This is a genomic window from Pseudomonas arcuscaelestis (assembly GCF_016881005.1).
Lineage (GTDB): Bacteria > Pseudomonadota > Gammaproteobacteria > Pseudomonadales > Pseudomonadaceae > Aquipseudomonas > Aquipseudomonas arcuscaelestis.
Map to the genome: position 1 here is coordinate 295,317 of NZ_JACOPV010000004.1, position 26,622 is coordinate 321,938.

22 protein-coding genes and 2 pseudogenes are annotated in these 26,622 nt (G+C 59.0%); 16 read left to right on the forward strand and 8 right to left on the reverse strand.

Features of this window, described 5'->3' with window-relative positions; all coding sequences use genetic code 11:
- Positions 1-108 precede the first annotated feature (108 nt).
- On the forward strand, positions 109-1,056 hold the full coding sequence (locus H8F21_RS07735) for a GlxA family transcriptional regulator (protein WP_203479937.1): 948 nt from the start codon (positions 109-111) through the stop codon (positions 1,054-1,056).
- Here the strand turns inward: H8F21_RS07735 and H8F21_RS07740 are convergent.
- From H8F21_RS07740 to H8F21_RS07755, 4 genes are all read right to left on the reverse strand, one after another.
- Entirely contained in the window at positions 1,053-1,694 is a 642-nt protein-coding gene (locus tag H8F21_RS07740) for a hypothetical protein (RefSeq protein WP_203479936.1), read from the reverse strand. The genes H8F21_RS07735 and H8F21_RS07740 overlap by 4 nt on opposite strands.
- A 67-nt stretch (positions 1,695-1,761) precedes the next feature.
- The gene (locus H8F21_RS07745; RefSeq protein WP_236042934.1) at positions 1,762-2,478 is read right to left on the reverse strand and encodes a hypothetical protein; all 717 of its coding nucleotides are present in this window, start codon (positions 2,476-2,478) and stop codon (positions 1,762-1,764) included.
- 127 nt (positions 2,479-2,605) lie between these two features.
- Positions 2,606-3,025 (reverse strand): DUF3010 family protein, encoded by a 420-nt coding sequence (locus tag H8F21_RS07750; protein ID WP_203479934.1) that lies wholly within the window; start codon positions 3,023-3,025, stop codon positions 2,606-2,608.
- 7 nt (positions 3,026-3,032) lie between these two features.
- Positions 3,033-3,440: a lysozyme inhibitor LprI family protein gene (locus H8F21_RS07755; RefSeq protein WP_203479933.1), complete on the reverse strand. Its 408-nt coding sequence runs from the start codon at positions 3,438-3,440 to the stop codon at positions 3,033-3,035.
- A gap of 284 nt (positions 3,441-3,724) precedes the next feature.
- Between H8F21_RS07755 and H8F21_RS07760 the strand changes: the two genes are divergently transcribed.
- From H8F21_RS07760 to etfB, 6 genes are all read left to right on the forward strand, one after another.
- Positions 3,725-4,702 (forward strand): dipeptidase, encoded by a 978-nt coding sequence (locus H8F21_RS07760; RefSeq protein ID WP_203479932.1) that lies wholly within the window; start codon positions 3,725-3,727, stop codon positions 4,700-4,702.
- Positions 4,703-4,776: 74 nt separating this feature from the next.
- Positions 4,777-5,307 (forward strand): DUF5943 domain-containing protein, encoded by a 531-nt coding sequence (locus H8F21_RS07765; protein ID WP_203479931.1) that lies wholly within the window; start codon positions 4,777-4,779, stop codon positions 5,305-5,307.
- A gap of 15 nt (positions 5,308-5,322) precedes the next feature.
- Entirely contained in the window at positions 5,323-7,383 is a 2,061-nt protein-coding gene (gene dgcA, locus H8F21_RS07770) for an NADH:flavin oxidoreductase (RefSeq protein WP_203479930.1), read from the forward strand.
- Positions 7,384-7,497: 114 nt separating this feature from the next.
- Complete coding sequence (dgcB, locus tag H8F21_RS07775) at positions 7,498-9,447, forward strand: (Fe-S)-binding protein (protein ID WP_203479929.1); 1,950 nt, start codon at positions 7,498-7,500, stop codon at positions 9,445-9,447.
- Positions 9,447-10,670: an electron transfer flavoprotein subunit alpha gene (etfA, locus tag H8F21_RS07780; RefSeq protein ID WP_203479928.1), complete on the forward strand. Its 1,224-nt coding sequence runs from the start codon at positions 9,447-9,449 to the stop codon at positions 10,668-10,670. The genes dgcB and etfA overlap by 1 nt, the downstream gene beginning before the upstream one ends.
- A gap of 14 nt (positions 10,671-10,684) precedes the next feature.
- A complete protein-coding gene (etfB, locus tag H8F21_RS07785) occupies positions 10,685-11,455 on the forward strand; it encodes an electron transfer flavoprotein subunit beta (protein ID WP_203479927.1) in 771 nt (256 codons plus the stop codon).
- A gap of 626 nt (positions 11,456-12,081) precedes the next feature.
- On the opposite strand, the gene gbcA is transcribed toward etfB, so the two are convergent.
- The gene (gene gbcA / locus H8F21_RS07790) at positions 12,082-13,374 is read right to left on the reverse strand and encodes a glycine-betaine demethylase subunit GbcA (RefSeq protein ID WP_136474124.1); all 1,293 of its coding nucleotides are present in this window, start codon (positions 13,372-13,374) and stop codon (positions 12,082-12,084) included.
- Between the two features lie 283 nt (positions 13,375-13,657).
- On the opposite strand from gbcA, the gene gbcB reads away from it, so the two are divergent.
- A complete protein-coding gene (gene gbcB, locus H8F21_RS07795) occupies positions 13,658-14,758 on the forward strand; it encodes an FAD-binding oxidoreductase (protein ID WP_203479926.1) in 1,101 nt (366 codons plus the stop codon).
- A 24-nt stretch (positions 14,759-14,782) separates the two neighbouring features.
- On the opposite strand, the gene H8F21_RS30170 is transcribed toward gbcB, so the two are convergent.
- Complete coding sequence (locus H8F21_RS30170; protein WP_371922303.1) at positions 14,783-15,655, reverse strand: methyl-accepting chemotaxis protein; 873 nt, start codon at positions 15,653-15,655, stop codon at positions 14,783-14,785.
- A pseudogene (locus H8F21_RS30175) lies at positions 15,638-16,408 on the reverse strand (MCP four helix bundle domain-containing protein); the annotation flags it as partial. The pseudogene H8F21_RS30175 and the gene H8F21_RS30170, both read right to left, overlap by 18 nt.
- 274 nt (positions 16,409-16,682) lie before the next feature.
- Between H8F21_RS30175 and H8F21_RS07805 the strand changes: the two are divergent.
- The 4 genes and pseudogenes from H8F21_RS07805 (at position 16,683) to H8F21_RS29955 (ending at position 19,305) form a co-directional block, all read left to right on the forward strand.
- Complete coding sequence (locus H8F21_RS07805) at positions 16,683-16,913, forward strand: hypothetical protein (protein ID WP_136474127.1); 231 nt, start codon at positions 16,683-16,685, stop codon at positions 16,911-16,913.
- On the forward strand, positions 16,910-17,212 hold the full coding sequence (locus H8F21_RS07810) for a cell division protein ZapA (RefSeq protein WP_203479924.1): 303 nt from the start codon (positions 16,910-16,912) through the stop codon (positions 17,210-17,212). Before H8F21_RS07805 ends, H8F21_RS07810 begins: the two co-directional genes overlap by 4 nt.
- Positions 17,213-17,412: 200 nt before the next feature.
- Positions 17,413-18,441: pseudogene (locus H8F21_RS29950) on the forward strand (HAMP domain-containing protein); the annotation flags it as partial.
- Positions 18,442-18,576: 135 nt separating this feature from the next.
- Entirely contained in the window at positions 18,577-19,305 is a 729-nt protein-coding gene (locus tag H8F21_RS29955; RefSeq protein WP_413243030.1) for a methyl-accepting chemotaxis protein, read from the forward strand.
- A gap of 65 nt (positions 19,306-19,370) precedes the next feature.
- On the opposite strand, the gene H8F21_RS07820 is transcribed toward H8F21_RS29955, so the two are convergent.
- A complete protein-coding gene (locus H8F21_RS07820) occupies positions 19,371-20,411 on the reverse strand; it encodes a threonine aldolase family protein (protein WP_203479922.1) in 1,041 nt (346 codons plus the stop codon).
- Between the two features lie 251 nt (positions 20,412-20,662).
- On the opposite strand from H8F21_RS07820, the gene glyA reads away from it, so the two are divergent.
- From glyA to H8F21_RS07840, 4 genes are read left to right on the forward strand one after another with little or no spacing between them, the layout of a single operon-like run.
- Complete coding sequence (glyA, locus tag H8F21_RS07825) at positions 20,663-21,916, forward strand: serine hydroxymethyltransferase (RefSeq protein ID WP_203479921.1); 1,254 nt, start codon at positions 20,663-20,665, stop codon at positions 21,914-21,916.
- 20 nt (positions 21,917-21,936) lie between these two features.
- On the forward strand, positions 21,937-23,187 hold the full coding sequence (locus H8F21_RS07830; protein WP_136474132.1) for a sarcosine oxidase subunit beta family protein: 1,251 nt from the start codon (positions 21,937-21,939) through the stop codon (positions 23,185-23,187).
- 14 nt (positions 23,188-23,201) lie between these two features.
- Positions 23,202-23,531: a sarcosine oxidase subunit delta gene (locus H8F21_RS07835; protein ID WP_136474133.1), complete on the forward strand. Its 330-nt coding sequence runs from the start codon at positions 23,202-23,204 to the stop codon at positions 23,529-23,531.
- Entirely contained in the window at positions 23,528-26,545 is a 3,018-nt protein-coding gene (locus tag H8F21_RS07840) for a sarcosine oxidase subunit alpha (RefSeq protein WP_203479920.1), read from the forward strand. Before H8F21_RS07835 ends, H8F21_RS07840 begins: the two co-directional genes overlap by 4 nt.
- The last annotated feature ends 77 nt before the right edge of the window (positions 26,546-26,622 follow it).

The following is a 26,622-nucleotide window of genomic DNA, read 5'->3' on the forward strand; positions in this document are numbered from 1 at the left end:
GCCGGTCTCTGCGGACCGTTTACACACGCTACGCCGGTCACGGGGTTGTAAAACGCACGGTGGCGACTAAAACTTGCACGCTGGCGACCAGCCAAGAGGGAGCATTCAATGTCGCAATTGATCCAGTTTCTTCTCCTACCGGGATTCTCCGCCATGGGTTTCATTTCGGCGGTGGAGCCCCTGCGAGTTGCCAATCGCTTCAGTGCTGCGCTTTATCGCTGGAGCGTAGTCAGTATCGACGGCGGGCCTGTGCAGGCCAGCAATGGCATGTCGATAAATGCCGATGGCGTTCTCGGCCAAGAGGTGGGCGCGAGCCTGTTGCTGGTGGTCGCCGGCTTCGAGCCGCTGGCCTGTTTTTCGTCGGCGATGCAGCAAACCTTGCGTCGTTTCGACCATGAAGGTGTGGTGCTCGGTGGTATCGATACCGGCGCGATGGTGTTGGCGCAGGCCGGTCTGCTCGATGGTCATAGAGTGACCTTGCACTGGGAGGCCATCGAAGCATTCAAGGAGCGCTATCCGCGTCTTGAGGTTACGCAGGAACTGTTCGAAATCGATCGCCGGCGCATCACCTGTGCCGGCGGTACTGCTTCGATCGATCTGATGCTCGACCTCATCGCCCAGGCCCACGGCAGTGAACTGGCGGTGCAAGTGTCTGAGCAATTCGTGCTTGGCCGCATACGTCAGCGCCAAGACCACCAACGCATGCAGATTGCGTCCCGCTACGGGATCAGCAACCGCAAGCTGGTGCAGGTGATCGGCGAGATGGAAAAACATACCGAGACGCCGTTGAGCACGCTGGAGTTGGCGTCCAAGGTGATGGTGACCCGACGTCAACTCGAGCGACTGTTTCGCCTGCATCTGGACGATACCCCGAGCAATCTGTACTTGTCGCTGAGGTTGGAGAAAGCCCGCCAACTGTTGGCGCAGACCGACATGAGCGTCACCCAGATCAGCCTGGCTTGTGGCTTCGAACTTCCGTCCTACTTTGCCCGACGCTACAAACGTCACTTCGGCAACTGCCCACGCGAAGAGCGTCGATTGATGCGTGCTCATTAGACGTCAAGGACTTGATCGAGCTTGGCAAATTCGTCGAGCTGGGCCTGGACTTTTTTGCGCTGGGAGTTGAATGCACCTTTGTCGAACACTGCTCCCAGGTGATCGAGTTCCAGTTTAAGACGAGTCTTAGGGGCTTCAGGGTCGTGGGTACACAGCACATGAAACAGAATGGCCGTCAGTGGTTCGCCAGGATCCGCACCCAGGGTGATGCTCAGGTGTGTCGAGCTGGTGTACTTGCGATACAGGCTGTCCACCGACGGCTGCATTTCATTGATTGCGTTTTTTGCCGCAGAGTTAAAGCTTGATTTTGCTGTCGCTGGGGGTGGTAGCCAGCCCTCGAAGACGTCTTTGAGCACATCGTCAGACGGGTTGTAAGGAATCGCTTTGCGGGTGTGTTCGATCAGTTTGAAGCCCAGTTCTTTCAAGGTTTCCAGGAAACTGGCAAACCATTCCTTGGCCTGTATCTCCCTGACAAATCGGTCGTTGGCGATCAACTGCGCCAAGCGCAGGCATTGATAGGTGTCCTCGACCAGATCGGTGACAAGTCCTGCGTCCTGGCTGATTGATAGGGGCGAAGAGAAAAGCGCCGTGCTGGGCATGTCCTGGGTGTTGGAGTGGGGGGGAAGGCTTTGTGTCATGGCGTCACCTGAAGCCGTTGAGTTGGCGTCAGGCCAGGCATCAACAGGTTGATACCTGGCCACATGCTTAGATATCCAGATCGAGGATGTCGTTTGCCTGGCTGGCGAGCTTTTCGGTCACCGCTTTGCGCATGGCTTCGAACTGGCGAACGCTGAAGGAGCCTTGTTGCGATGCACGGTAGACTCGGGTGTTGGACTTGTCGACTTTGCGGCCTATCGAGCCGTGGGCTTTTTCCGCCTTGTCGTAGCTCATCTGGACGCTGGTCATGTGCATGACTGGCAAGCCTTGCGGGGTCATTTCACACGCTGCTACCTGAAGGGTGCTCGATTTACCCGAAACGCTCAGGCTGCTTTCTTCCAGCAGGTTCTGGGCTTTTGGCGAAGTCACGGTGACTTCGAAGGCACGCTTTACGCACCTGGAGAGACGATGATTGTGACCAAGGCTGACAGTGACTATACGCGTGGCCAGTGCGGCGGCGGTGGTGTCTTCCTTGTCGATAGCTTCTTCAGCGTGAGCTGCGCCGGTCAAGGTCCAGCCAAATTTGCCCAGGCCGTCGTTGTAGTAGTTGTACCACTCGCGCTGTTGAGTTTCCTTGTCGAACTTCTTGTTGGCCGACAGGTTCATCAGGCGCATACCCGCCAGAACATCTTCTGCCACGCCGGCCGGTACGTCAGGTGCGAAGATACACACGGTGTTGGCAACCATCAGTACGCGATCTTCGCCCTCTTTCTTGAGCTTCTCGATTGCTTTGTCCATGTCGGCTTGAGTGATGCTGGTGCTCATATCCAGGTTCCTTAACGTCAGTTTCATGGCCTGCCTCAGGGTGAGGGGCCTGGGAACCACTTTGTCGGAACGTGTCGAGCACTATCAGCAGCATGTTTTTCCATGCGCCGGGACTTTGGGATGAGCCTCAGCTGCGCTTGAGCAACAACGCACAGGCGCTTTTGTATGCTTCATGCTGGTACTTGTTAAGCGAGCCTGGCAGCTCGAAATTATGTTTCTTGGCTTGTGCACTGACGGTCTGAGGTGAAACCAGTTCAACCGTACAGTTTTCCAGCAGTTGCAACACGCCTTCGATCTTGAAGGTTGTCGGGCCGCCAGCGAAATCGCCTTTCTTGCTGCGCTTTTTGATCGCCAGATGGCTGATGCCGTGCTCGGCAAAAAATTGTCGGGCCTGATTGGCGAAGGCTTTGACGTTTTCCGCCAGCTCGTCGTTTTCAAGCGCGATCTTTTTTGTCGCCAAGGCAACATGCACCGGATTGGCGCCGTCCAGCGTGGCGACGGCAAGCAGCGCCTCGCTGCCTTTGATTTCAATTCCGCAGATTTTCATACTGTTCTCAATCGGAGTTCTGCAGCCCCAGGGACTGCAAGTATTCGGAGCGATCGTCGCTACGTTGCGCCAGGCAGGTGTTCATTGCCGTCTCAAAGGATTTACCCGGGGCCTGGTCGAAGGTTTCGACTTGGCAGTCGGCGTCACGTAGCTTTTTCCAGAGGTTTTGTGCGTTGCTCAAGCGTTGGCTGACTTCGCTGATCTTCGCACTCTGGCCGGCGTATTGTTCCTTGATCCGGTCCAACAGGTCAGCAAGCGCGGCGTTGAGCTCCCGTTCTGCGCTGGAGCGGCTGAACAGTGCGCAGTCATAGCTTTGCTGGTCGGTCTCGACGTTGTCACACGGAGTACTGTCCTCTTCAGTGGCGTTAGCCCCCAAGGCCAGCGTAGCGAGCAACAGCCCAATTATCGTTTTCAAGCAGACATCCTCCCCGCGGAGCATGGACGAGGATTCTCTCTCAGCACCTTGCGAAAGAACAGTATCGGTGAGCACCTATAAGCGTATCTGGAGTGACACGAGCAGACTGAGGCTACGGCGCTGGTGAAAATGAGGTGCAGCCCTGCGAACTCCCCCCCTTTGACGCTTTCGGCAATTCCCCTGTCGTTTTTGCATCGGGGCGACCTGATCCCTAGGCATATGCTGGCCCTAAAGCGCCGGCACAAGATTTGGCGCAACCCAACTCAAAAAAAGGGGACCGCCTGATGAGCCCAGCCGAGTTACACGCCGACAGCATCGTTATCGACGGGCTGATTATTGCCAAATGGAACCGTGAGCTGTTCGAGGACATGCGCAAAGGAGGCCTGACTGCCGCCAACTGCACGGTGTCGGTATGGGAGGGCTTCCAGGCTACGGTCAACAATATTGCTGCCAGCCAGAAACTGATCCGCGAGAACGCCGACCTGGTGATGCCGGTGCGTAGCACTGCCGATATCCGCAAAGCCAAGGAGCTGGGCAAAACCGGGATCCTTTTTGGCTTTCAGAATGCCCACGCTTATGAAGACCAGATCGGCTACGTCGAGGTGTTCAAGCAGTTGGGCGTCGGTATCGTGCAGATGTGCTACAACACCCAGAACCTGGTCGGCACCGGCTGCTACGAGCGTGACGGAGGCTTGTCGGGTTTCGGTCGTGAAATCGTCACTGAGATGAACCGTGTGGGGGTCATGTGCGACCTTTCCCATGTCGGTTCCAAGACTTCCGAAGAGGTCATTCTCGAATCGAAAAAGCCGGTGTGCTACTCCCACTGCTTGCCCTCCGGGCTCAAGGAGCACCCGCGCAACAAGTCTGATGAGGAACTGAAGTTCATCGCCGACCATGGTGGCTTTGTTGGCGTGACCATGTTCGCGCCGTTCCTGGCCAAAGGCATCGATTCGACCATCGACGATTATGCCGAAGCGATCGAATACACCATGAATCTCGTGGGTGAAGACGCTATCGGTATCGGCACTGACTTCACTCAGGGCCATGGCCAGGACTTCTTCGAGTACCTGACCCATGACAAGGGCTACGCCCGTCGTCTGACCAGCTTCGGCAAGATCATCAACCCGCTGGGGATCCGCACCGTAGGCGAGTTCCCCAACCTCACCGAGACCTTGCTCAAGCGCGGCCATAGCGAGCGCGTGGTGCGCAAGATCATGGGCGAAAACTGGGTCAACGTTCTGAAGGATGTCTGGGGCGAATAAGCCGCCAGTAACCGTCTTGCACCCCTGCCATCGGCGCAGGGGCAGCCAATCAAAATTTCTGGAGTTGAGTTTCCATGGCCAAGATCGCCCCGCAATTGCCTATCGAAGTCGACAGCGAAACCGGTGTCTGGACCAGCGATGCCCTGCCAATGCTCTATGTGCCACGGCACTTTTTCGTCAACAACCACATGGGTATCGAGGAAGTACTGGGTGCTGATGCCTATGCCGAGATCCTCTACAAAGCTGGCTACAAGTCCGCCTGGCACTGGTGCGAAAAAGAAGCTGAATGCCATGGCCTGGAAGGTGTAGCAGTGTTCGAGCACTACATGAAGCGCTTGTCGCAGCGCGGCTGGGGGCTGTTCAAGATCGAAGATATCGACCTGGAGAAAGGCACCGCCAGCGTCAGGCTCGAGCACTCGGCATTCGTCTATGTGTACGGCAAGGTCGGGCGCAAGGTCGATTACATGTTCACCGGCTGGTTTGCCGGGGCTATGGATCAGATCCTGGCAGCCCGTGGTAGCACCACTCGTACGGTCGCCGAGCAGGTCTACGGCGGTTCGGAAGAAGGCCACGATGACGGCCTGTTCATCGTCAAGCCGTTGTAAGTCGAGGATTTCTCCATGGCTTTCGAAGCAATGTTCCAGCCGATCCAGATCGGCAAGCTGACCATCCGCAACCGCGTACTCAGCACCGCTCACGCCGAGGTCTACGCCACCGATGGCGGGATGACGACTGCGCGTTACGTCAAATACTACGAAGAAAAAGCCAAGGGCGGCCTTGGCCTGGCTATTTGCGGCGGCTCCTCGGTGGTGGCCATCGATAGCCCGCAGGAGTGGTGGGCGTCGGTGAACTTGTCCACTGACCGCATCATTCCGCACTTTCAGAACCTTGCCGACGCCATGCACAAGCACGGCGCCAAGATCATGATCCAGATTACCCACATGGGCCGTCGTTCGCGCTGGGATGGCTTCAACTGGCCTACCCTGATGTCGCCTTCGGGCATTCGCGAACCGGTGCACCGTGCCACCTGCAAGACCATCGAGCCGGAGGAAATCTGGCGGGTGATCGGCAACTACGCACAAGCAGCACGCCGGGCCAAGGAAGGCGGCCTGGATGGCGTCGAGTTGTCGGCCGTGCACCAGCACATGATCGATCAGTTCTGGAGCCCACGGGTCAACAAGCGTACCGATGAGTGGGGCGGCAGCTTCGAAGGCCGGATGAAGTTTGGCCTGGAAGTGCTCAAGGCGGTGCGTGCCGAAGTGGGGCCGGATTTTTGTGTGGGCATGCGTATCTGTGGTGACGAATTCCATCCGGATGGTCTCAGCCACGAGGACATGAAGGAAATCGCCAAGTACTACGACGCCACTGGCATGCTCGATTTCTTCGGAGTGATCGGTTCAGGTTGCGACACTCACAACACCCTTGCCAACGTTATCCCCAACATGAGTTATCCACCGGAGCCGTTCCTGCACTTGGCGGCCGGGATCAAGGAAGTGGTCAAGGTTCCTGTTCTGCATGCGCAGAACATCAAAGACCCGAACCAGGCCACACGTATTCTTGAAGGCGGCTATGTCGATATGGTCGGCATGACCCGTGCCCACATCGCCGACCCGCACTTGATCGCCAAGATCAAGATGGGCCAGATCGATCAAATCAAACAGTGTGTCGGTGCCAACTACTGCATCGATCGCCAGTACCAGGGCCTGGATGTGCTGTGCATTCAGAACGCCGCCACCTCCCGTGAATACATGGGCGTGCCGCACATCATTGAAAAGACCACCGGGCCCAAGCGCAAGGTGGTTGTGGTGGGCGCCGGCCCTGCCGGGATGGAAGCGGCGCGGGTATCTGCCGAGCGCGGCCACGACGTGACCCTGTTCGAGAAAAAGGATGCCATCGGCGGCCAGATCAGCATTGCCGCCAAGGCCCCGCAGCGCGACCAGATCGCCGGTATCACGCGCTGGTACCAGCTGGAGCTGGCGCGCCTGAAGGTCGATCTGCGCCTGGGTACTGCTGCTGACATCGACACCATTGAGGACTTGCGTGCGGACGTGATCGTCCTGGCGGTGGGCGGGCATCCATTCCTGGAGCAGAACGAACACTGGGGCGCGGCTGAAGGGCTGGTGGTAAGCAGTTGGGACGTGCTCGATGGCAAGGTTGCACCGGGCAAGAACGTGTTGGTCTACGACACCATTTGCGAGTTCACCGGCATGTCAGTCGCCGACTACCTCGCTGACAAAGGCAGCCAGGTCGAGATTGTCACCGACGATATCAAGCCGGGCGTGGCCATCGGCGGTACGTCGTTCCCGACCTATTACCGCAGCATGTACCCCAAGGAAGTGATTATGACCGGCGACCTGGCGCTGGAGAAGGTCTACCGCGAGGGCGACAAGTTGGTGGCGGTGCTGGAAAACGAATACACCGGCGCCAAAGAGGAGCGGGTGGTGGATCAGGTTGTGATCGAGAACGGTGTGCGGCCAGACGAGGCGCTCTACTACGGTCTCAAGGAGGGTTCGCGCAACAAGGGCCAGATCGATGTCGAGGCACTGTTCGCGATCCAGCCGCAGCCGATCCTCAGTCAGGCGGGCGATGGGTATTTGCTGTATCGCATCGGTGACTGCGTGGCGCAGCGCAACACGCATGCCGCGATCTACGACGCCTTGCGCCTGTGCAAGGACTTCTGATCCCCTGTGGGAGCGGGCTTGCCCCGCGATAGCGGTGTGTGAGCTTCATGGCTATCGCGGGACAAACCCGCTCCCACGGTGTTTTTTAAAGCGCGATTGCTGTGGGAGTTTCCCATGTTGAACACCCTGATCCCCATCCTGTTGTTCGCAGCCCTGGGCCTGGCGGTCCTCGGCGCCTTGCGGCGTGTACGGATGTGGCGCCAAGGCCGGCCTTCGAAGGTCGATCTGTTTGGCGGTCTGCTGGCTATGCCACGACGTTATATGGTCGATTTGCACCATGTGGTCGCCCGTGACAAATACATGGCCAACACTCACGTGGCTACTGCAGGCGGTTTCGTGCTGGCTGCGGTGCTGGCCATTGTGGTTCACGGTTTTGGCTTGCATAGCAAGATACTTGGCTATGCCTTGCTGTTTGCCACGGCATTGATGTTTGCCGGTGCAGTGTTCGTCTACAAGCGCCGGCTCAATCCACCCTCACGCCTGTCCAAGGGGCCGTGGATGCGGTTGCCGAAAAGCCTTTTGGTGTTTGCCGCAAGTTTCTTCATCGCCACCTTGCCGGTGGCAGGCCTTCTTCCAGAAGGCTTTGGGGGTTGGCTGTTGGTGGCCCTGCTTGGCGTTGGCGTGCTCTGGGGTGTGTCGGAGTTGTTCTTCGGCATGACCTGGGGCGGGCCGATGAAGCATGCATTCGCCGGTGCCTTGCACCTGGCTTGGCACCGGCGTGCCGAGCGCTTCAATGGCGGCCGTTCTACCGGCCTTAAACCCATTGATCTGGAAGATCCCCAGGCATTGCTGGGGGTCGAGAAACCGAAGGATTTCACCTGGAACCAGTTACTCGGATTCGATGCCTGTGTGCAGTGCGGCAAATGCGAAGCGGCCTGTCCAGCCTTTGCTGCAGGACAGCCGCTGAACCCGAAAAAACTTATCCAGGACATGGTCGTTGGCCTGGCAGGTGGCACCGATGCCAAGTTTGCCGGTAGCCCGTATCCGGGCAAGCCTGTGGGTGAGCACGGCGGCAATGCGCATCAACCGATCGTCAATGGTCTGGTCGATGCTGAAACCTTGTGGTCGTGCACCACCTGCCGTGCGTGTGTGGAAGAGTGCCCGATGATGATCGAGCACGTCGATGCCATCGTCGATATGCGCCGCCACCTGACCCTGGAAAAGGGCGCGACGCCAAACAAAGGCGCCGAAGTACTGGACAACCTGATCGCCACCGACAACCCGGGGGGCTTCGCACCAGGGGGGCGAATGAACTGGGCGGCAGATCTCAACCTCAACCTGCTCGCTGACACCCAAAGCACGGACGTATTGTTCTGGGTGGGTGACGGTGCTTTTGACATGCGTAACCAGCGCACGCTGCGTGCGTTCGTCAAAGTGCTGAAAGCGGCGCAAGTGGACTTTGCCGTGCTCGGTCTTGAAGAACGCGACAGTGGCGATGTTGCGCGGCGCTTGGGCGATGAGGCGACCTTTCAGCAATTGGCCAGGCGCAATATCCAGACCCTGGGCAAATACAGCTTCAAGCGCATTGTTACCTGCGATCCGCACAGCTTTCACGTGCTCAAGAACGAATACGGCGCTTTTGGTGGCGAGTATCAAGTGCAGCACCACAGCACTTACATTGCCGAGTTGATTGGCGCTGGCGCCCTGAACCTGAGGCAGCACAAAGGGGGCAGTGTCACTTATCACGACCCCTGCTACCTGGGGCGCTACAACGGTGAGTATCAGGCGCCGCGTGAAGTACTCCGTGCCCTGGGCATCGAGGTGAAGGAAATGCAGCGCTCGGGCTTGCGTTCCCGTTGCTGTGGCGGCGGTGGCGGTGCACCTATAACCGATATTCCGGGCAAGCAACGGATCCCCGACATGCGCATGGAGGACATTCGCGAGACCGCAGCCGAACTGGTCGCGGTGGGTTGTCCACAGTGCACGGCGATGCTTGAAGGTGTGGTCGAACCACGGCCATTGATCAAAGACCTGGCGGAGTTGGTGGCCGACGCCCTGCTCGAAGAGCAGGCGCCGAGCAGCAAGCCTGCGCCAGCAAAGCGTGAACCTGCGGAGGTGCACTGATGAGCGACATTATCCGCCGCGATCCACGCGCCGAGTGGATTGCCCGTAATCGTTTGCATCCGTTGCATGCGGCTATGCAACAGACTCAGCAGCACAGCTGGATGGGGCCTGACGGCATCATCCGCAAGAATCTTCATGGGATTGGCTTCATTGGCCCCAACGGTATCAAGCGCATTGACCGCAGCGGCGCCCAGCAGGGCACCAGCAACAAGCGAAGTGCAGCCGTGGCGGTGGAGTTGCCGCTGCATCAAGTGATACAGCCGGCATTCTACATTGCCGTGGTCCCGGATATGGTCGGTGGACGCCTGGGCAGTCACGACCGTGATCTGCTGGGGTTGGCGCGCAGTCTGGCGGGTAGTGAGGGCGCGGTATTGGCCGTGGTGTTCGGTGAACACAAGGAAAACAACTTTTCCACAGCCGGCGTTGATCGCCTACTGATCGTGGAGGGTGATGAATTTGCAGGTTATGCACCGGAGCAACTGGTGCAGGGGTTACGGGCTGTGGATAACCAGGTTAACCCGCGCCATTGGCTGCTCCCGGACAGCCGTACCGGTGGGGGTGAGCTGGGCCGGCGCTTTGCTGCCGCCATCAACGAAAGGCCGGCAACCAGGGTCTGGCAAGTAAAGGAGGGGCAGTGCAGTGGTCGCGCTGGCGCAGGTCAGCAAGATCTTGTTCGTGGTCTGCCGCGGCTGATTCTGGCTGGCGCTGAATGTGCCGACCCGGTCAGTGAAACACGCCACGAAGCCTTGCCTGAACACTTATCCACAAGTGTGGCTCGCAGCCTGTCGCGTATTGAAGACCTCGGCCCGGTGGCCGTCGATCCCGCTGCGATAGCCATGGCTGAAGCTGAATTCATCGTGTCGGGAGGCAACGGGGTCAAGGATTGGCAGTTATTTCATCGTGCCACCGAAGCGCTGGGCGCCACTGAAGGGGCATCGCGAGTGGCCGTGGATGACGGCTTCATGCCGCGCAATCGCCAGGTGGGTGCCACAGGAACCTGGGTGACTGCGCGCGTCTACATGGCTGTGGGTATTTCTGGAGCAATCCAGCACCTGCAGGGTATTGGCGCCTGCGATAAGGTGGTGGCGATCAACATGGACCCTGGCTGCGACATGATCAAACGTGCCGATTTGTCAGTCATCGGTGACAGTGCGGCGATTCTGCAGGCACTCATCGAGGCTGTGGAAAACTATCGCAACGGCGCCAAGCGCGACGCGGCATAAGGACAGGGTCAGCTATGAACACCAAGGTCATCAGTCTTGTTTCGATCGGTGCTCACCCAAGCTCAGGTCGCACCCGGCGTGCCGAGCAGGACGCCCGCGCAGTGGAGCTGGGTTTGCAGTTGGCTGGGGATAGCTTGCAGGTTCTGCATGCAGGTAATCCACAGGAGCCGGCCTTGCGCGCGTACCTGGGCATGGGGCTTGGGCAATTGGATGTGCTCGAGCAGCCCGCCGGGGCCGACGCCCTGGGCGTTCTCGGCGACTATTTGCGAGATGCCGGAGCACAGTTGGTGTTGACTGGAACTCAAGCAGAAACCGGTGAAGGTTCGGGCATGCTGCCGTTTCTGCTGGCGGAGCGCCTGGGATGGCCACTGGTGGTCGGGCTTGCCGAGGTCGAATCTATCGACAACGGCGTCGCCCAGGTGTTGCAGGCGCTGCCGCGCGGCCAGCGACGTCGGCTTAAAGTGCGCTTGCCACTGCTGGCGACTGTGGATAACGCCGCGCCCAAACCGCGTCAGAGCGCCTTTGGGCCAGCCCGTAGGGGTGTATTGGCCGCTCGCCAGGTGCAGATCGTCGAGGACGAGTTATTCACAGATGCCGAGTTGCAACCGGCCAAACCAAGGCCCAAGCGCTTGAAGGTAATCAAGGCCAAAAGTGGCGCCGACCGTATGAAAGCAGCCACGGCCAAGGCCAGTGGCGGCGGTGGGCAAGTGCTCAAGGACGTTACGCCACAAACAGGTGCCGAGGCGATACTGAAGCTGCTGGTTGAAGAGGGTGTATTGCGCTGAGCAGTTGCTAACAAAGTCTGTTGGCTGATCTGTGGATAAAGTGTTTGTGTATGGCTGGAAGGCACGCACTGCGTGCCTTTCGGCGTTATGGTCAAAAAACAACCAGGCTAAGTAACGGATTTATCGAGGTTTTCTCTTACCTGCTGCGATGATATTGCCCACAATCGCTGTTGGCGGCTCTGTGGATAATATGTTTGCGTATGGCTGAGAGCCCCGTGGATCAAGGGCTGCACGATGTTGGTTAAAAAACATACAATTGCTGTGTTTGTCCCGCTTAAGTCACGGTAATTAAGGCGTTTTATGCCTTATCCACAATCGTTTTTTGCTGACACAACTTTTGCACACAAAGTCTGTTGGCCTCTCTGTGGATAAGGTGTTGCCATTCCCCTGCAGGCTACGTATTTAAAGGCTTACGTTGGATTGGTTGATTTTTGATCAAAATATTTTATCCAGGAAAACAGTCACTTGCTCACATTTGCTGTGGGTTGACCTGTGGATAAAGTGTTTGCTGTATCGAGGCGCCCAGTGGGGCCGGGGGATAGCGGGGGTTGGTTGAAATTTGTACAGCGTCGCGGGGCAAACCCACTCTCGCAGAAGCCAGAAGCGAGTTTGCCCGCGATCAGGCGCTACTGAACGGCCACACCTTTGAGGTACGGCGCAGGCGCTGCTCCCAGGTTGCTCAACATACGTTCGCTGTACCAATCAACGAAGTTCACTACGCCAAATTCGTAGGTCTTGGAGTACGGCCCAGGTTGGTAGGCGGTGGAGTTGATGCCGCGCTGGTTCTCTTCAGCCAGGCGACGGTCCTGGTCGTTGGTTGCATCCCAGACTTCGCGCATGCGTGCTGGATCGTAGTCGACCCCTTCGACTGCGTCCTTGTGCACCAGCCATTTGGTGGTGACCATGGTTTCCTGCGCGCTGATCGGCCATACCGTGAAGACGATGATGTGATCGCCCATGCAGTGGTTCCAGGAGTGCGGCAGGTGCAGGATACGCATCGAGCCAAGATCGGGGTTCTTGATCCGCCCCATGAGTTTCTGGCAACCCTGCTTGCCATCCAGGGTCATGGACACGGTGCCCTTGAGCAACGGCATGCGCACGATGCGGTTGCGCAGGCCGAAGCTTGCATGGGCGTAGGGAATCTTTTCAGCGTCCCAGGCCGCCGCTGAAGCGGCAACATGGTCCTTGAATGCCTGGTCGGCGCGCGGGTCGGTTACGTCATCCCACTCCAGCAGGGTTTTCAGCAGTTCCGGATGCGACCCGCCACAGTGATAGCACTCGCGGTTGTTTTCCAGCACCAGCTTCCAGTTGGCCTTTTCCATCAAGGTGGTTTGCACCGCCACCTTGGTGTTCTCCATGTCATAGGGCTCCATGTAATGGGTCAGGGTGGCAAGGAAGTCGTCGATGGCTGGCGGATTCTCAGCCAGGCTGATGAAAATGTAGCCCCCAGCGGTCTTCACGTTGACCGGCTTGAGTCCGTACTGCTTCATGTCGAAGTCGGCGCCCATTTCAGTGCCGGCGAACAGCAGACGGCCGTCCAGCTCGTAGGTCCACTGGTGGTAGTGGCAGACCAGCTTGGCGACCTTGCCCTTGTCGCTGGTGCACAGGCGCGAGCCACGGTGACGACAGACGTTATGGAAGGCATGTACCTGGCCTTCAGCACCACGCACCACGAGGATTGGGTTCTTGCCGATCTGCAGGGTGAGGAAGTTGCCCTTGGTCGGAATTTCGCAGGTCATCCCGGCGATCAACCATTCCTTCTGGAAGATCTCTTCCATATCGATCTGGAACAGGCGCTCGTCGCAATAGAACGGCTGCGGCAGCGAGAACGTACGCTCGCGGCTCTGCAGCATCTCGGCAGTCGCCTTGCGCGCAGGTTCCAGTGGATCGCCCAGACTCAAAGTTGCGGTGACGTCCATCGTGTAGGTCCTCGTGGCCAGTGCTGTGGCCGGTGAAAGTGGCTAATCGTTGTTATGGCGACGCAAGGCAATTACAGCAGGATCATTTGCGATGGAGTGTGCGTTTGAAGCGGGTGTGAACCATATCCATGGGCGACATGATCAGATCCGTTTCCGACGCCACAGCCCTTGTTACAGGGGGCTGGTCGCGATAAGCACGCAGATGTCGCGGATAGGAATGTGTCGAGCATGGCGCTTGAGCAGAATCGCAACCATGAGGCCGCAGTCGGCCGTGGAGATGAGCATGTCCAACACCTTCCTCAATCCGGTCAGCACCCAGACCTGGGCCAACGGCCGCCACATCGTGCGTTGCGTAAAGGTGATCCAGGAAACCTGGGATGTGCGCACCTTCTGTTTCATGGCCGACCAGCCGATCATGTTCTTCTTCAAGCCCGGGCAGTTCGTCACCCTGGAGTTGGAGATTGATGGCGAGCCGATTATGCGGTCGTACACCATCTCCAGCTCGCCTTCGGTGCCCTACAGCTTTTCCGTGACCATCAAGCGAGTACCGGGCGGTAAGGTCTCCAACTGGCTGCACGACACCCTGCACGAGGGCCAGGAACTGGCGGTTCACGGTCCGGTCGGGCTGTTCAATGCCATCGATTTCCCGAGCCCTAAAGTGCTGTACCTCAGCGGTGGGGTCGGCATCACGCCGGTGATGTCCATGGCGCGCTGGTTCTACGACACCAACGCCAATGTCGACATGGTCTTTGTGCACAGCGCGCGCTCGCCCAAAGACATCATTTATCACCGCGAGCTTGAGCACATGGCGTCGCGAATCGACAACTTCAGCTTGCACATTATTTGCGAGAAGCATGGCCTGGGTGAGCCCTGGGCGGGCTATCGTGGTTATTTGAACCAGAAGCTGATGGAGTTGATTGCCCCGGACTATCTGGAGCGGGAAATCTTCTGCTGCGGGCCTACGCCCTATATGCACGCGGTCAAGCGCATGCTCGAAGGCAGTGGCTATGACATGAGCCGTTACCATGAGGAGTCTTTCGGCGCGACCCCGGCCGAGGTCAAGGCCGATGCAGTCGAGCTTGCCGAACAGGCAGCTGATGCACCGGAGGTAGACAATGCTGATCTGCATCAGGTCGAGTTCACCGCCACCGGCAAGAGCATTCGCGTGGCGCCCGGCGAAACCGTGCATGCGGCGGCGGCCAAGCTTGGCTTGATGATTCCCAAGGCCTGCGGCATGGGCATCTGTGGCACCTGTAAGGTGCTCAAGCTGGGCGGCGAGGTGGAGATGGAGCACAACGGCGGCATCACCGATGATGACGTCGCCGAAGGCTATATCCTTTCTTGCTGCAGCGTGCCCAAGGGCGACGTGCGTATCGAGTTCTGACTGGGGGCTTTCGCCCCGCGATGATCAGACGCTGAAGCGTGCCACTAGCCCGTTCAGGTCAACTGCCAAACGTGACAGCTCGGCGCTTGCCGCGCTGGTCTGGTGGGCGCCGGTGGCCGACTGCACCGACAGGTCGTTGATGTTGACCAGGTTGCGGTCCACTTCGCGAGCCACCTGGGCCTGTTCTTCGGCAGCGCTGGCGATTACCAGATTACGCTCGTTGATCTCGGCTACCGCACCGGTAATGGTGTCCAGCGCCAGGCCTGCGCCGCGGGCAATATTGAGCGTCGACTCGGCGCGTTCGGTGCTGTTGCGCATGGAGTTGACTGCTTGTTCGGTGCCGCCCTGGATACTGCCGATCATGCGCTCGATTTCGCTGGTTGATTGCTGGGTGCGATGCGCCAGGGCGCGGACTTCATCAGCTACCACGGCAAATCCACGACCGGCTTCACCGGCCCGTGCCGCTTCGATGGCGGCATTGAGTGCCAGCAGGTTGGTCTGGTCTGCCAGGCCGCGAATGACGTCGAGAACCTTGCCGATATCGCGTGATTCTTCCGCCAGGTTGCCGATCAGATCGGCAGTGCCCTGTACATCGACACTCATGCGCTCAATGGCGCTGACAGTCTCCAGCACCAGGTCGCGGCCATCACCTGCCGAGCGCGTGGCTTCCTTGGACGCTTCCGAGGTGCTGACGGCATTGCGCGCCACTTCTTCGACGGCGCTGGTCATTTCGGTGACTGCGGTGGCGGCCTGTTCGATTTCGTTGTTTTGCTGTTGCAGGCCTCGGGCGCTTTCGTCCGTAACGCTGTTCAATTCTTCGGCAGCCGAAGCCAGTTGAGTGGCAGAGCCGGCGATCAACTGCAGTGTGTCGCGCAGCTTGTCTTGCATCTTGGCCATGGCCCGCAGCAGGCGTGCGGCTTCATCATGACCTTCGATGTGGATGTTGCGTGTGAGATCGCCTTCGGCAATGCGTTCGGCAGCCTGCAGGGCATCATCGATAGGTTTGACGATACTGCGGGTCAGCAGCAAGGCGCAGCCCAGGGTCAGCACCGTGGCGAACAGCAGCAGGCTGACCACCAGGGTGACGGCGTTGGAATACTGCTGCGCAGCCGTCTGGTTGATCGTACGGGTTTGCTCGGTGTTGATGCTGACCAATTGATCCATGACGCTGTTGATCTGCTCGGAACTGTTGAGCATGTCGCGGTTGATCAGGTTGCGCAGGGTTTCCAGGTCATTGTTCTGCGAGGCCAGTTGCATACGGTTCTCCAGCTCGCGGTATTGGCCGAGCAACTGCACATACTGGTTATAGGCGGCACGCTCCTGGGCTCCATAGATCAGCGGTTCGTAGACCTTGCGGGCTTCGTCGATCTGCTGGTTGCGCTGGGCGATCAGGTTGCGTGTGTTCTGCAGCGTGTCGGCTTCGCGATTGAGTAGCAGTCGATACGACAGGGTACGCAGGCGCAGGGTCAACTGGGTGAGCTGATCAACGTTGGTAATGCTCGGTACGGTGGAATTCTCGATAATTTCGCCAGCCTGGCGAATCTTGCTCATTTGATTCAGCGCGAACAGACCCAACCCCAGCATCAGGGCGCCAATAAGGGCAAACCCCAGCAGCGCGCGCGGGGCAATATTCATGTTACGAAGGGACATAGTGGTCTTCCGGAGGGGGAAAATAGCGCGCACTTCATGCGACAGATTGAGGATTGCCTTGCCTATCGGTCAACATTTGGCAGACTTGAGGGGTGGATGTACAAACTGCGCGTCAGCGATCAGTTTTCCTGACAAGCGGACACCTGAAGCGGGAACCAGACTGCCAAAGCCAGGTCAATCTGCACCAGGCCGAAGCGTCTAACCCGATATCCCTGGCTAGCACGCGGACTTTTCTTTATCGTGTGCGCCCCCTGAAAAACCCGAGAAGGCAATCATGTTGGAAACTTCCCTCAGTCAATTGGAACAACTCGTCAGCGACCTGGTACAGAAGAATCAGGAACTGAGCGAGCGCAACGAGCAGATCAACGCGCAACTGGCCCAGGCCAAGGATGAAAACGAGAGCCTGCAACTGGCGCTGATGGAGCAGGAAGAAAAGCAGGGCTCTACCGCTGCACGCATTCAGGCTCTGGTTGAACGCGCAAGCGCTGGTGCCGTCAACGCATGAGAACTTCAGCACAGCCGATCAATGTCGTGTCGATTCTCGGCAGCGATTATTCGATCAAGGCTCCCGAAGGCCAGGAGCAGGCCCTGTCGCAGGCCGTGCAGATGCTCAACGCCTCGCTGGCCGAAACCAAGCGTAAATATCCGACGCTGATCGGTGACAAGCTGCTGGTTCTTGCAGCCCTCAACCTCTGCTCGCAGCAGATCGATCTGCAAGCGCAGCACCAGCAAGCCCTCGACCGTTACCAAGAGCAAGTCAGCGCCACGGTCGATGCCATTGCCCGGACCATCGGCGACAGCTGACAGGCCCCCGCAACTCCCATTTTCTCTTTTGCTTGCTCACTGCCCCGCTGGCAGTGAGCGGCATTGTTGTGGGTCAATGGAGTTATTGTATTTTCGTCTGTATACAATTGGCCTGGCTATTGCAGCACAAGGCTTATTTACTCAGGGGAAGATTCATGCAGTTTTGGCGGCGCAGCATTCAGTGGCAATTGATCGCAAGCATGGGCGCAGCCCTGTTGGTGAGCATTCTTATCGTGGTCGGGATCTACTCGGTGGCCGTCAATCGCCTGACCGAACGTTACCTGGTCGACACCGCCTTGCCGGCAAGCATTGAGGCAATTCGTAACGACATTGAGCGAATGTTGAGCCGTCCGCTGACCGCTGCGGCCGACATTGCCAACAACACCCTGCTGCGCGACTGGCTGGCCGCAGGTGAAGACAGTGCCCAGGCGCCGCAATTTATTGAGTACCTCGAAGCCTTGCGCCAGAAAAACCAAGCGTTCACGGCGTTGTTTGCAGGCACCGAAACCAATCACTACTACAACGAAAAAGGCCTGGACCGGACCCTGAGCCGCAGCAACCCGGCGGACAAATGGTTTTACGGTTTTATCGACAGCGGCAACCCGCGCCTGCTCAACATCGACACCGATGGCAGCACCGGTGAGTTGGCGCTTTTTATCGACTATCGGGTGGAGAAGGCCGGTAAGTTGGTGGGCATCGCCGGGCTTGGCCTGCGCATGACCGAGCTGTCGGAGCTGATCCACAACTTCAGCTTCGGTGAGCGTGGACGGGTGTTTCTGGTACGCAGTGATGGCCTGATTCAAGTTCACCCGCAGCAGGAGTTGAGCGGCAAGAAAAAACTCTCCGAGCAAATCGGCGAGTCCGCAGCCCAGGCTGTGCTAAGCAAGGGTGATGGTTTGCACAGTAGCCGTTTCGAGCGCGATGGCGAGGGTTATCTGGCATTGAGCCTGCCACTTCGCGACTTGAACTGGACTCTGGTTGCCGAAGTTCCAGAGGCACAGATCTACGCTCCTGTGCGCGAGACAGTCTGGCTGACCAGCCTGATTGGCGGCGCCGTGGCGCTGGTATCGCTGTTGCTGGTGGTGCTGTTGGCCCGTGGCATTGTCCGGCCGATTCGTCGGGTAACTGGCGCCCTGTTGGCGATTGGTAATGGGGGCGGTGATCTAAGTCAGCGCCTGGATGAATCGCGCGCCGATGAACTGGGCGATCTGGCCCGTGGGTTCAATCGCTTTATTGATAGCCAGCGGACCTTGATTGGCGAAGTGCTGCGCACCAGCGAGCGTTTGCACAGTGCTGTTGCACAAGTGACCCAGGTGGTGGACAACACTGCCGAACGTTCCGGACGTCAGCAGGAAATGACCGAGATGGTCGCCACGGCGGTGCATGAAATGGGCCTTACCGTACAGGACATTGCCCAGAATGCTGGCAATGCCGCGCAGGCATCGGAAACAGCCCGCACAGAAGCGCTCGAGGCGCGTGAAGTGGTCCGGCGCTCGATTGCCCATATCGAGGGCATGTCGGGTGAGATTGGCCAGGCCGCCCACGCCGTGGGTGAACTGGCCAATGAAGTGGCATCAATTGACGAAGTATTGGCAGTGATTCGCAGTATTTCCGAGCAAACCAACCTGCTGGCGCTCAATGCGGCCATTGAAGCTGCACGGGCAGGTGAGATGGGCCGCGGTTTTGCCGTGGTTGCCGACGAGGTGCGAACATTGGCCCGACGTACCCAGGTGTCTACCGATGAAGTGCAGCAGATGATCCTGCGTCTGAAGCATGGCGCCGGTAGCGCTGTGGCGTCGATGCAGGCTGGGCAGGTGGCAACGGGCACCGGGGTGCAATCCAGCCAGCAGACCGGCGCTTCACTGAGCACCATTACCGATCAGGTCGAACACATCAGCGATATGAACCATCAAGTGGCGACGGCGACTGAAGAGCAGTCGGCGGTGACTGAAGAGATCAATCGTACTGTTCAGGGAATATCCGATCTGGCGCGGCAGACAGCGTCGGAAGTGCAGGGGTGTCGAGAGGAATGTCAGGCACTGCGCGGCTTGGCGGATGACCTGGCGCGGCAGATGGGTGGCTTCAGGTTGTAGATCGATTCGTGGGGCAAGCTGGCTCGTGCTACTGCGACGACTCGGCTTGCCCCGCGATGCGGCTGTCAGGCATTCATCACTTCGCGAATGTCTGCCGCCAATTCCCGAACCCGCGCCTCTTCGGTGTCCCAAGAGCACATGAATCGTGCACCACCGCTGCCGATGAAGGTGTAGAAGCGCCAGCCCTTGTTGCGCAAGGCTTCCAGAGCAGGTTCGGACATCTGTAGGAACACCCCGTTGGCTTCGACCGGGAACATCAACTCCACACCTGGCACGTCACTTACCAATTGGCTGAGCAACTGTGCGCAGCGGTTGGCGTGGGCGCCGTATTTGAGCCAGGCGTCGCCTTCGAGCAAGCCTACCCAAGGGGCAGACAGAAAACGCATTTTCGAGGCCAATTGACCGGCTTGCTTGCAGCGGTAGTCGAAGTCTTCAGCCAGATCGCGATTGAAGAACAGGATCGCTTCACCCACGGCCATACCGTTTTTGGTGCCACCAAAGCACAGCACATCGACGCCGGCTTTCCAGGTCAGCTCGGCTGGCGAGCAGCCAAGGTAGGCGCAGGCGTTGCTGAAACGGGCGCCGTCCATGTGCAGGTTCAGGCCAAGCTCTTTGCAGGTGGCACTGATTGCCTTGAGTTCGTCCGGGCGGTAGACGCTGCCCACCTCGGTGGCTTGGGTAATGGTGACCACGCGTGGTTTGGGGTAGTGAATGTCCTGGCGTTTCAGCGCGACTTCACGAATCGATTCGGGGGTCAGCTTGCCAGCCACGCTGCGGGCAGTCAGCAGTTTTGAACCGTTGGAGAAGAACTCCGGAGCGCCGCATTCGTCGGTTTCGACGTGGGCGGTCTCGGAGCAGATTACGCTGTGATAGCTCTGGCACAGGGACGACAGCGCCAGTGAGTTGGCCGCGGTGCCGTTGAAGGCGAAGAACACCTCACAATCGGTTTCGAACAGTTTGCGAAAGTACTCGGCGGCACGGGCAGTCCATTGGTCGTCGCCGTAGGAGCGGTCGTGACCCTGGTTGGCTTTTTCCATCGCGGCCCAGGCTTCCGGGCAGATACCTGAGTAGTTGTCGCTGGCGAATTGCTGGCTTTGATCTGTCATGACACTGTCCTGTGAACGACGCAGATCAGCACTCTAAACCAAGAAATGTAGCGTCGCCTATACAAAGCATCGTGGGGAAGCCTGCTCCTGGCCAGCCCTGTTGGCGCAGGCTTGTGCCGCGATGAGGCTGCATGTCGTAAACGCACCACTGCAAGGCGTGCGTAGGCATCTAGGCTGTCTGCGTCGGTCATACCATCGCTGAAAAGGGCGATTGCCCCATAAGAACCGATGCCGCTGCCGGGAGAGACGCAATGTTCAGCAAGCAAGACCAGATCCAGGGTTACGATGATGCACTGCTGGCGGCGATCAATGCCGAAGAGCAACGCCAGGAAGATCACATTGAACTGATCGCCTCGGAGAACTACACCAGCAAGCGCGTCATGCAGGCCCAAGGCAGCGGCCTGACTAACAAATACGCTGAAGGCTATCCGGGCAAGCGCTACTACGGCGGTTGCGAGCATGTGGATAAAGTCGAGCAACTGGCTATCGATCGCGCCAAGCAATTGTTCGGCGCCGACTATGCAAACGTCCAGCCGCATTCAGGCTCTTCGGCCAACAGCGCCGTGTACCTGGCTCTGTTGCAAGCAGGTGACACCATCCTCGGCATGAGCCTGGCGCATGGTGGTCATTTGACCCACGGCGCCAAGGTGTCGTCATCGGGCAAGTTGTACAACGCCGTGCAGTACGGCATCGATACCGGCACAGGGTTGATCGACTACGACGAAGTCGAACGTCTGGCGGTGGAAAATAAGCCGAAGATGATCGTTGCCGGTTTCTCAGCCTACTCGAAAACCCTCGACTTCCCACGTTTTCGTCAGATCGCTGACAAGGTCGGGGCCTATCTTTTTGTCGACATGGCGCACGTTGCCGGCCTGGTTGCTGCGGGCCTCTATCCAAACCCGCTGCCGTATGCCGACGTGGTCACTACCACGACGCACAAAACCCTGCGTGGCCCGCGCGGGGGCTTGATCCTCGCGCGCAGCAACGAAGAAATCGAGAAGAAGCTCAATGCAGCCGTATTCCCTGGCGCTCAGGGTGGCCCGCTGATGCATGTGATCGCGGCCAAGGCGGTGTGCTTCAAGGAAGCTCTGGAGCCTGGCTTCAAGACCTATCAGCAGCAGGTCATCGACAATGCCCAGGCCATGGCCAAGGTGTTCATCGATCGCGGTTTCGATGTGGTTTCCGGCGGCACCGACAACCATTTGTTCCTGGTCAGCCTGATTCGTCAGGGCCTGACCGGCAAGGATGCCGACGCTGCCCTGGGCCGCGCGCACATCACCGTCAACAAGAACGCCGTCCCGAATGACCCGCAGTCACCGTTCGTCACTTCTGGCCTGCGGATCGGCACCCCGGCCGTCACCAGCCGTGGCTTCAAGGTTGCCCAGTGTGAAGAGCTGGCCGGCTGGATCTGCGACATTCTCGACAACCTCGGTGATGCCGATGTCGAGGCCGATGTGGCGAAGAACGTGTCGGCACTCTGTGCAGATTTCCCGGTTTATCGCTGAGTGCTCCAGGAGTGAAAACTATGCAACGTTACTCGGGCTTCGGCCTCTTCAAACACTCGCTCAGCCATCACGAAAACTGGCAGCGCATGTGGCGCACACCGACCCCGAAAAAGGTCTACGACGTGGTCATCGTCGGCGGTGGCGGGCATGGCCTGGCCACTGCCTACTACCTGGCCAAGCAACACGGCATCACCAACGTTGCAGTGGTCGAGAAGGGCTGGTTGGGCGGTGGCAACACTGCACGCAACACCACCATCGTGCGCTCCAACTACCTGTGGGACGAGTCGGCGCATCTCTATGAGCACGCGATGAAGCTTTGGGAAGGCTTGTCTCAGGACATCAACTACAACGTGATGTTCTCCCAGCGCGGGGTCTACAACCTGTGCCACACCCTGCAGGACATGCGTGATTCGGAACGTCGGGTCAGTGCCAACCGCCTCAACGGTGTCGATGGCGAGCTGCTCAATGCCCAGCAGGTCGCCGATGAGATTCCATACCTGGACTGCTCGAAAAACACCCGCTACCCCATCATCGGCGCCACTGTGCAGCGGCGCGGTGGTGTCGCCCGTCATGATGCCGTGGCCTGGGGCTTTGCCCGCGCCGCCGACGCCTTGGGCGTTGACCTGATCCAGCAGACCGAAGTGATCGGTTTTCGCAAGGAAAACGGCGTTGTCATCGGGGTCGAGACCAATAAGGGCTTCATTGGTGCCAAGCGTGTCGGCGTGGTCACCGCAGGTAACTCCGGGCACATGGCCAAGCTGGCCGGTTTCCGTCTGCCGATCGAGTCGCATCCGCTGCAGGCACTGGTGTCCGAGCCGCTCAAGCCGATCATCGACAGTGTGATCATGTCCAACGCCGTGCATGGCTACATCAGCCAGTCCGACAAGGGCGATCTGGTCATCGGTGCTGGTATCGATGGGTGGGTCGGCTACGGTCAGCGCGGTTCCTACCCGGTAATCGAACACACCTTGCAAGCCATCGTCGAAATGTTCCCGATTCTTTCGCGGGTGCGCATGAACCGCCAGTGGGGCGGCATCGTCGACACTACGCCGGACGCTTGCCCGATCATCTCCAAGACCCCAGTCAAGAACATGTTTTTCAACTGTGGCTGGGGCACCGGTGGCTTCAAGGCCACGCCGGGTTCAGGCAACGTCTTTGCCGCCAGTCTGGCCAAGGGCGAAATGCACCCGCTGGCCAAACCTTTTTCCATCGACCGTTTCCACAACGGCGCACTGATCGACGAACACGGCGCTGCCGCTGTCGCCCACTAACAGGAGAAATCCCCATGTTGCATATCTTCTGTCCCCACTGCGGCGAGCTGCGTTCCGAGGAAGAGTTCCACGCTGCAGGCCAGGCGCATATTCCGCGGCCGCTGGACCCTAACGCCTGCTCCGACGAGGAGTGGGGCGACTACATGTTCTTTCGCGACAACCCCCGCGGCCTGCACCACGAGCTGTGGATTCACGCTGCCGGATGCCGCCAGTACTTCAACGCCACCCGTGACACGGTGACCTACGAAATTCTGGAAACCTATCCGATCGGCGCCAAGCCGCAAGTGACCGGCAAAAGCACCAGCCCGCAGTTGGCAGTCAGTGGTCAGGGAGAAAAGGTATGAGCCAGGTCTATCGCCTGTCCAACGGCGGTCGCATTGATCGCAGCAAAGTGTTGAACTTCACCTTCAACGGTCAGACCTATCAGGGCTATGCCGGTGACACCCTGGCTGCCGCATTGCTGGCCAACGGCGTGGATATTGTCGGGCGCAGTTTCAAATACTCGCGTCCTCGCGGGATCATCGCGGCTGGTTCTGAAGAGCCGAACGCAATCCTGCAAATCGGTGCGACCGAAGCCACTCAGGTGCCAAACGTGCGCGCCACTCAGCAGGCGCTGTATGCGGGCCTGGTGGCCACCAGCACCAATGGCTGGCCGAGCGTGAACACCGACATGATGGGGATTCTCGGCAAGGTTGGCGGCAAGTTGATGCCACCGGGTTTCTACTACAAGACTTTCATGTATCCGCAGTCATTCTGGATGACTTACGAGAAGTACATCCGCAAGGCGGCGGGCCTTGGTCGCGCCCCGCTGGAGAACGATCCGGACAGCTACGACTATATGAGTCAGCACTGCGATGTGCTGATCGTTGGCGCAGGTCCCGCCGGTCTGGCGGCGGCGCTGGCAGCAGGTCGCAGCGGTGCGCGGGTGATCCTTGCCGATGAGCAGGAAGAGTTCGGCGGCAGCCTGCTCGACAGCCGTGAGAGCCTCGATGGCAAACCTGCGGCTGAATGGGTTACAGCTGTTGTAGCGGAACTCAAAGGCATGCGTGAAGTCACCCTGTTGCCACGGGCGACGGTCAACGGCTATCACGATCACAATTTTCTCACCATTCACGAGCGCCTGACCGACCACCTCGGCGATCGCGCGCCGATAGGTACCGTGCGCCAGCGTATGCATCGGGTGCGGGCCAAGCGTGTGGTGCTGGCGACCGGCGCTCACGAACGTCCGCTGGTGTATGGCAACAACGATGTGCCGGGCAACATGCTTGCCGGTGCGGTCTCTACCTATGTGCGTCGTTATGGTGTCGCACCGGGCCGTAATATGGTTCTGTCGACCAATAACGACCACGCCTACCGCGTGGCGCTGGACTGGCACGACGCCGGTCTGAAAGTGGTCGCCATTGCCGATGCCCGCCACAATCCTCGTGGATCGCTGGTGGAAGAGGCACGGGCCAAGGGCATTCGGATTCTCACCTCCAGTGCGGTCATCGAGTCCCGCGGCAGCAAGCATGTAACCGCTGCCCGCGTGGCCGCGATTGACGTCAAGGCACATAAAATTACCAGCCCGGGCGAATGGCTGGACTGCGATCTGGTGGCCACCTCCGGCGGCTACAGCCCGGTGGTGCATCTGGCTTCGCACTTGGGCGGCAAGCCGACCTGGCGTGATGACATTCTTGGCTTTGTACCTGGTGATGCACCGCAAAAACGCGTGTGTGTCGGTGGCATAAACGGCGTTTTCGCCTTGGGCGATTCGCTGGCCGATGGCTACGAAGGTGGCGTGCGCGCTGCAAGTGAAGCGGGCTTCAAGGCTGTGCCGGGGACGCTTCCAAAAGTGTTGGCGCGTCAGGAGGAAGCGACGATTGCGCTGTTCCAGGTACCCCACGACAAGAACACTGCGCGGGCGCCGAAGCAATTCGTCGACCAGCAGAACGACGTGACCGCTGCGGCTATCGAACTGGCCACGCGTGAGGGTTTCGAGTCGGTCGAGCACGTTAAGCGTTATACCGCGCTGGGCTTCGGTACCGACCAGGGCAAGCTGGGCAATATCAACGGTCTGGCGATTGCTGCCCGCTCCATGGGTATCACCATTGCGCAGATGGGCACCACCATGTTCCGTCCCAACTACACGCCGGTCACCTTTGGCGCCGTGGCCGGGCGGCATTGCGGTCATCTTTTCGAACCGGTGCGCTTCACCGCACTGCATGCCTGGCACCTGAAAAACGGTGCCGAGTTTGAAGATGTTGGGCAGTGGAAGCGGCCGTGGTACTTCCCGCGCAATGGCGAAGACATTCATGCCGCGGTGGCTCGTGAATGCAAGGCCGTGCGCGACAGCGTCGGCCTGCTCGACGCCTCGACCCTGGGCAAGATCGACATCCAGGGCCCGGACGCACGCGAGTTCCTCAACCGTATCTACACCAACGCCTGGACCAAGCTGGATGTGGGCAAGGCCCGTTATGGCCTGATGTGCAAGGAAGACGGCATGGTCTTCGACGACGGCGTAACCGCCTGTGTCGGCGAAAATCATTTCATCATGACCACCACCACGGGCGGCGCGGCGCGTGTGCTGCAGTGGCTGGAAATCTACCAGCAGACCGAATGGCCTGACTTGAAGGTGTACTTCACCTCGGTCACCGACCATTGGGCGACCTTGACCCTGTCTGGGCCAAACAGCCGCAAACTGCTGAGTGAAGTCAGTGATATCGATCTGGACAAGGACGCCTTCCCGTTCATGACCTGGAAAGAAGGTTTGGTCGCCGGCGTACCAGCACGGGTATTCCGTATTTCCTTTACCGGGGAGCTTTCGTACGAGGTCAACATCCAGGCCAACTACGCTATGGGCGTGCTGGAGAAAATCGCCGAGGCGGGCAAGCAGTACAACCTTACCCCTTACGGCACGGAGACCATGCACGTCCTGCGGGCCGAGAAGGGCTTCATCATCGTAGGCCAGGACACCGACGGCTCAATGACCCCGGATGACTTGAACATGGGCTGGTGTGTGGGCCGGACCAAGCCGTTTTCGTGGATCGGCTGGCGCGGTATGAACCGTGAGGATTGCGTGCGGGAAAACCGCAAGCAATTGGTCGGTCTCAAGCCTGTGGACCCGAACAAATGGCTGCCTGAAGGCGCGCAACTGGTCTTCGATCCGAAGCAACCGATTCCGATGGACATGGTCGGTCACGTGACCTCCAGCTACGCCAGCAACTCCCTGGGCTATTCCTTCGCCATGGGCGTGGTCAAAGGCGGGCTCAAGCGTATCGGCGAGCGCGTCTACTCGCCGCAGGCCGATGGCAGCGTGATCGAGGCAGAGATCTGCTCCTCGGTGTTCTTCGATCCAAAGGGCGAGCGGCAGAACATCTAGGTGTGAGCACTGCCCCGCGATGACTTCGCTGCAGCCGGCAGCGCATAGCGGGGCAAGCCGCTGCTACAGGCAGGTCC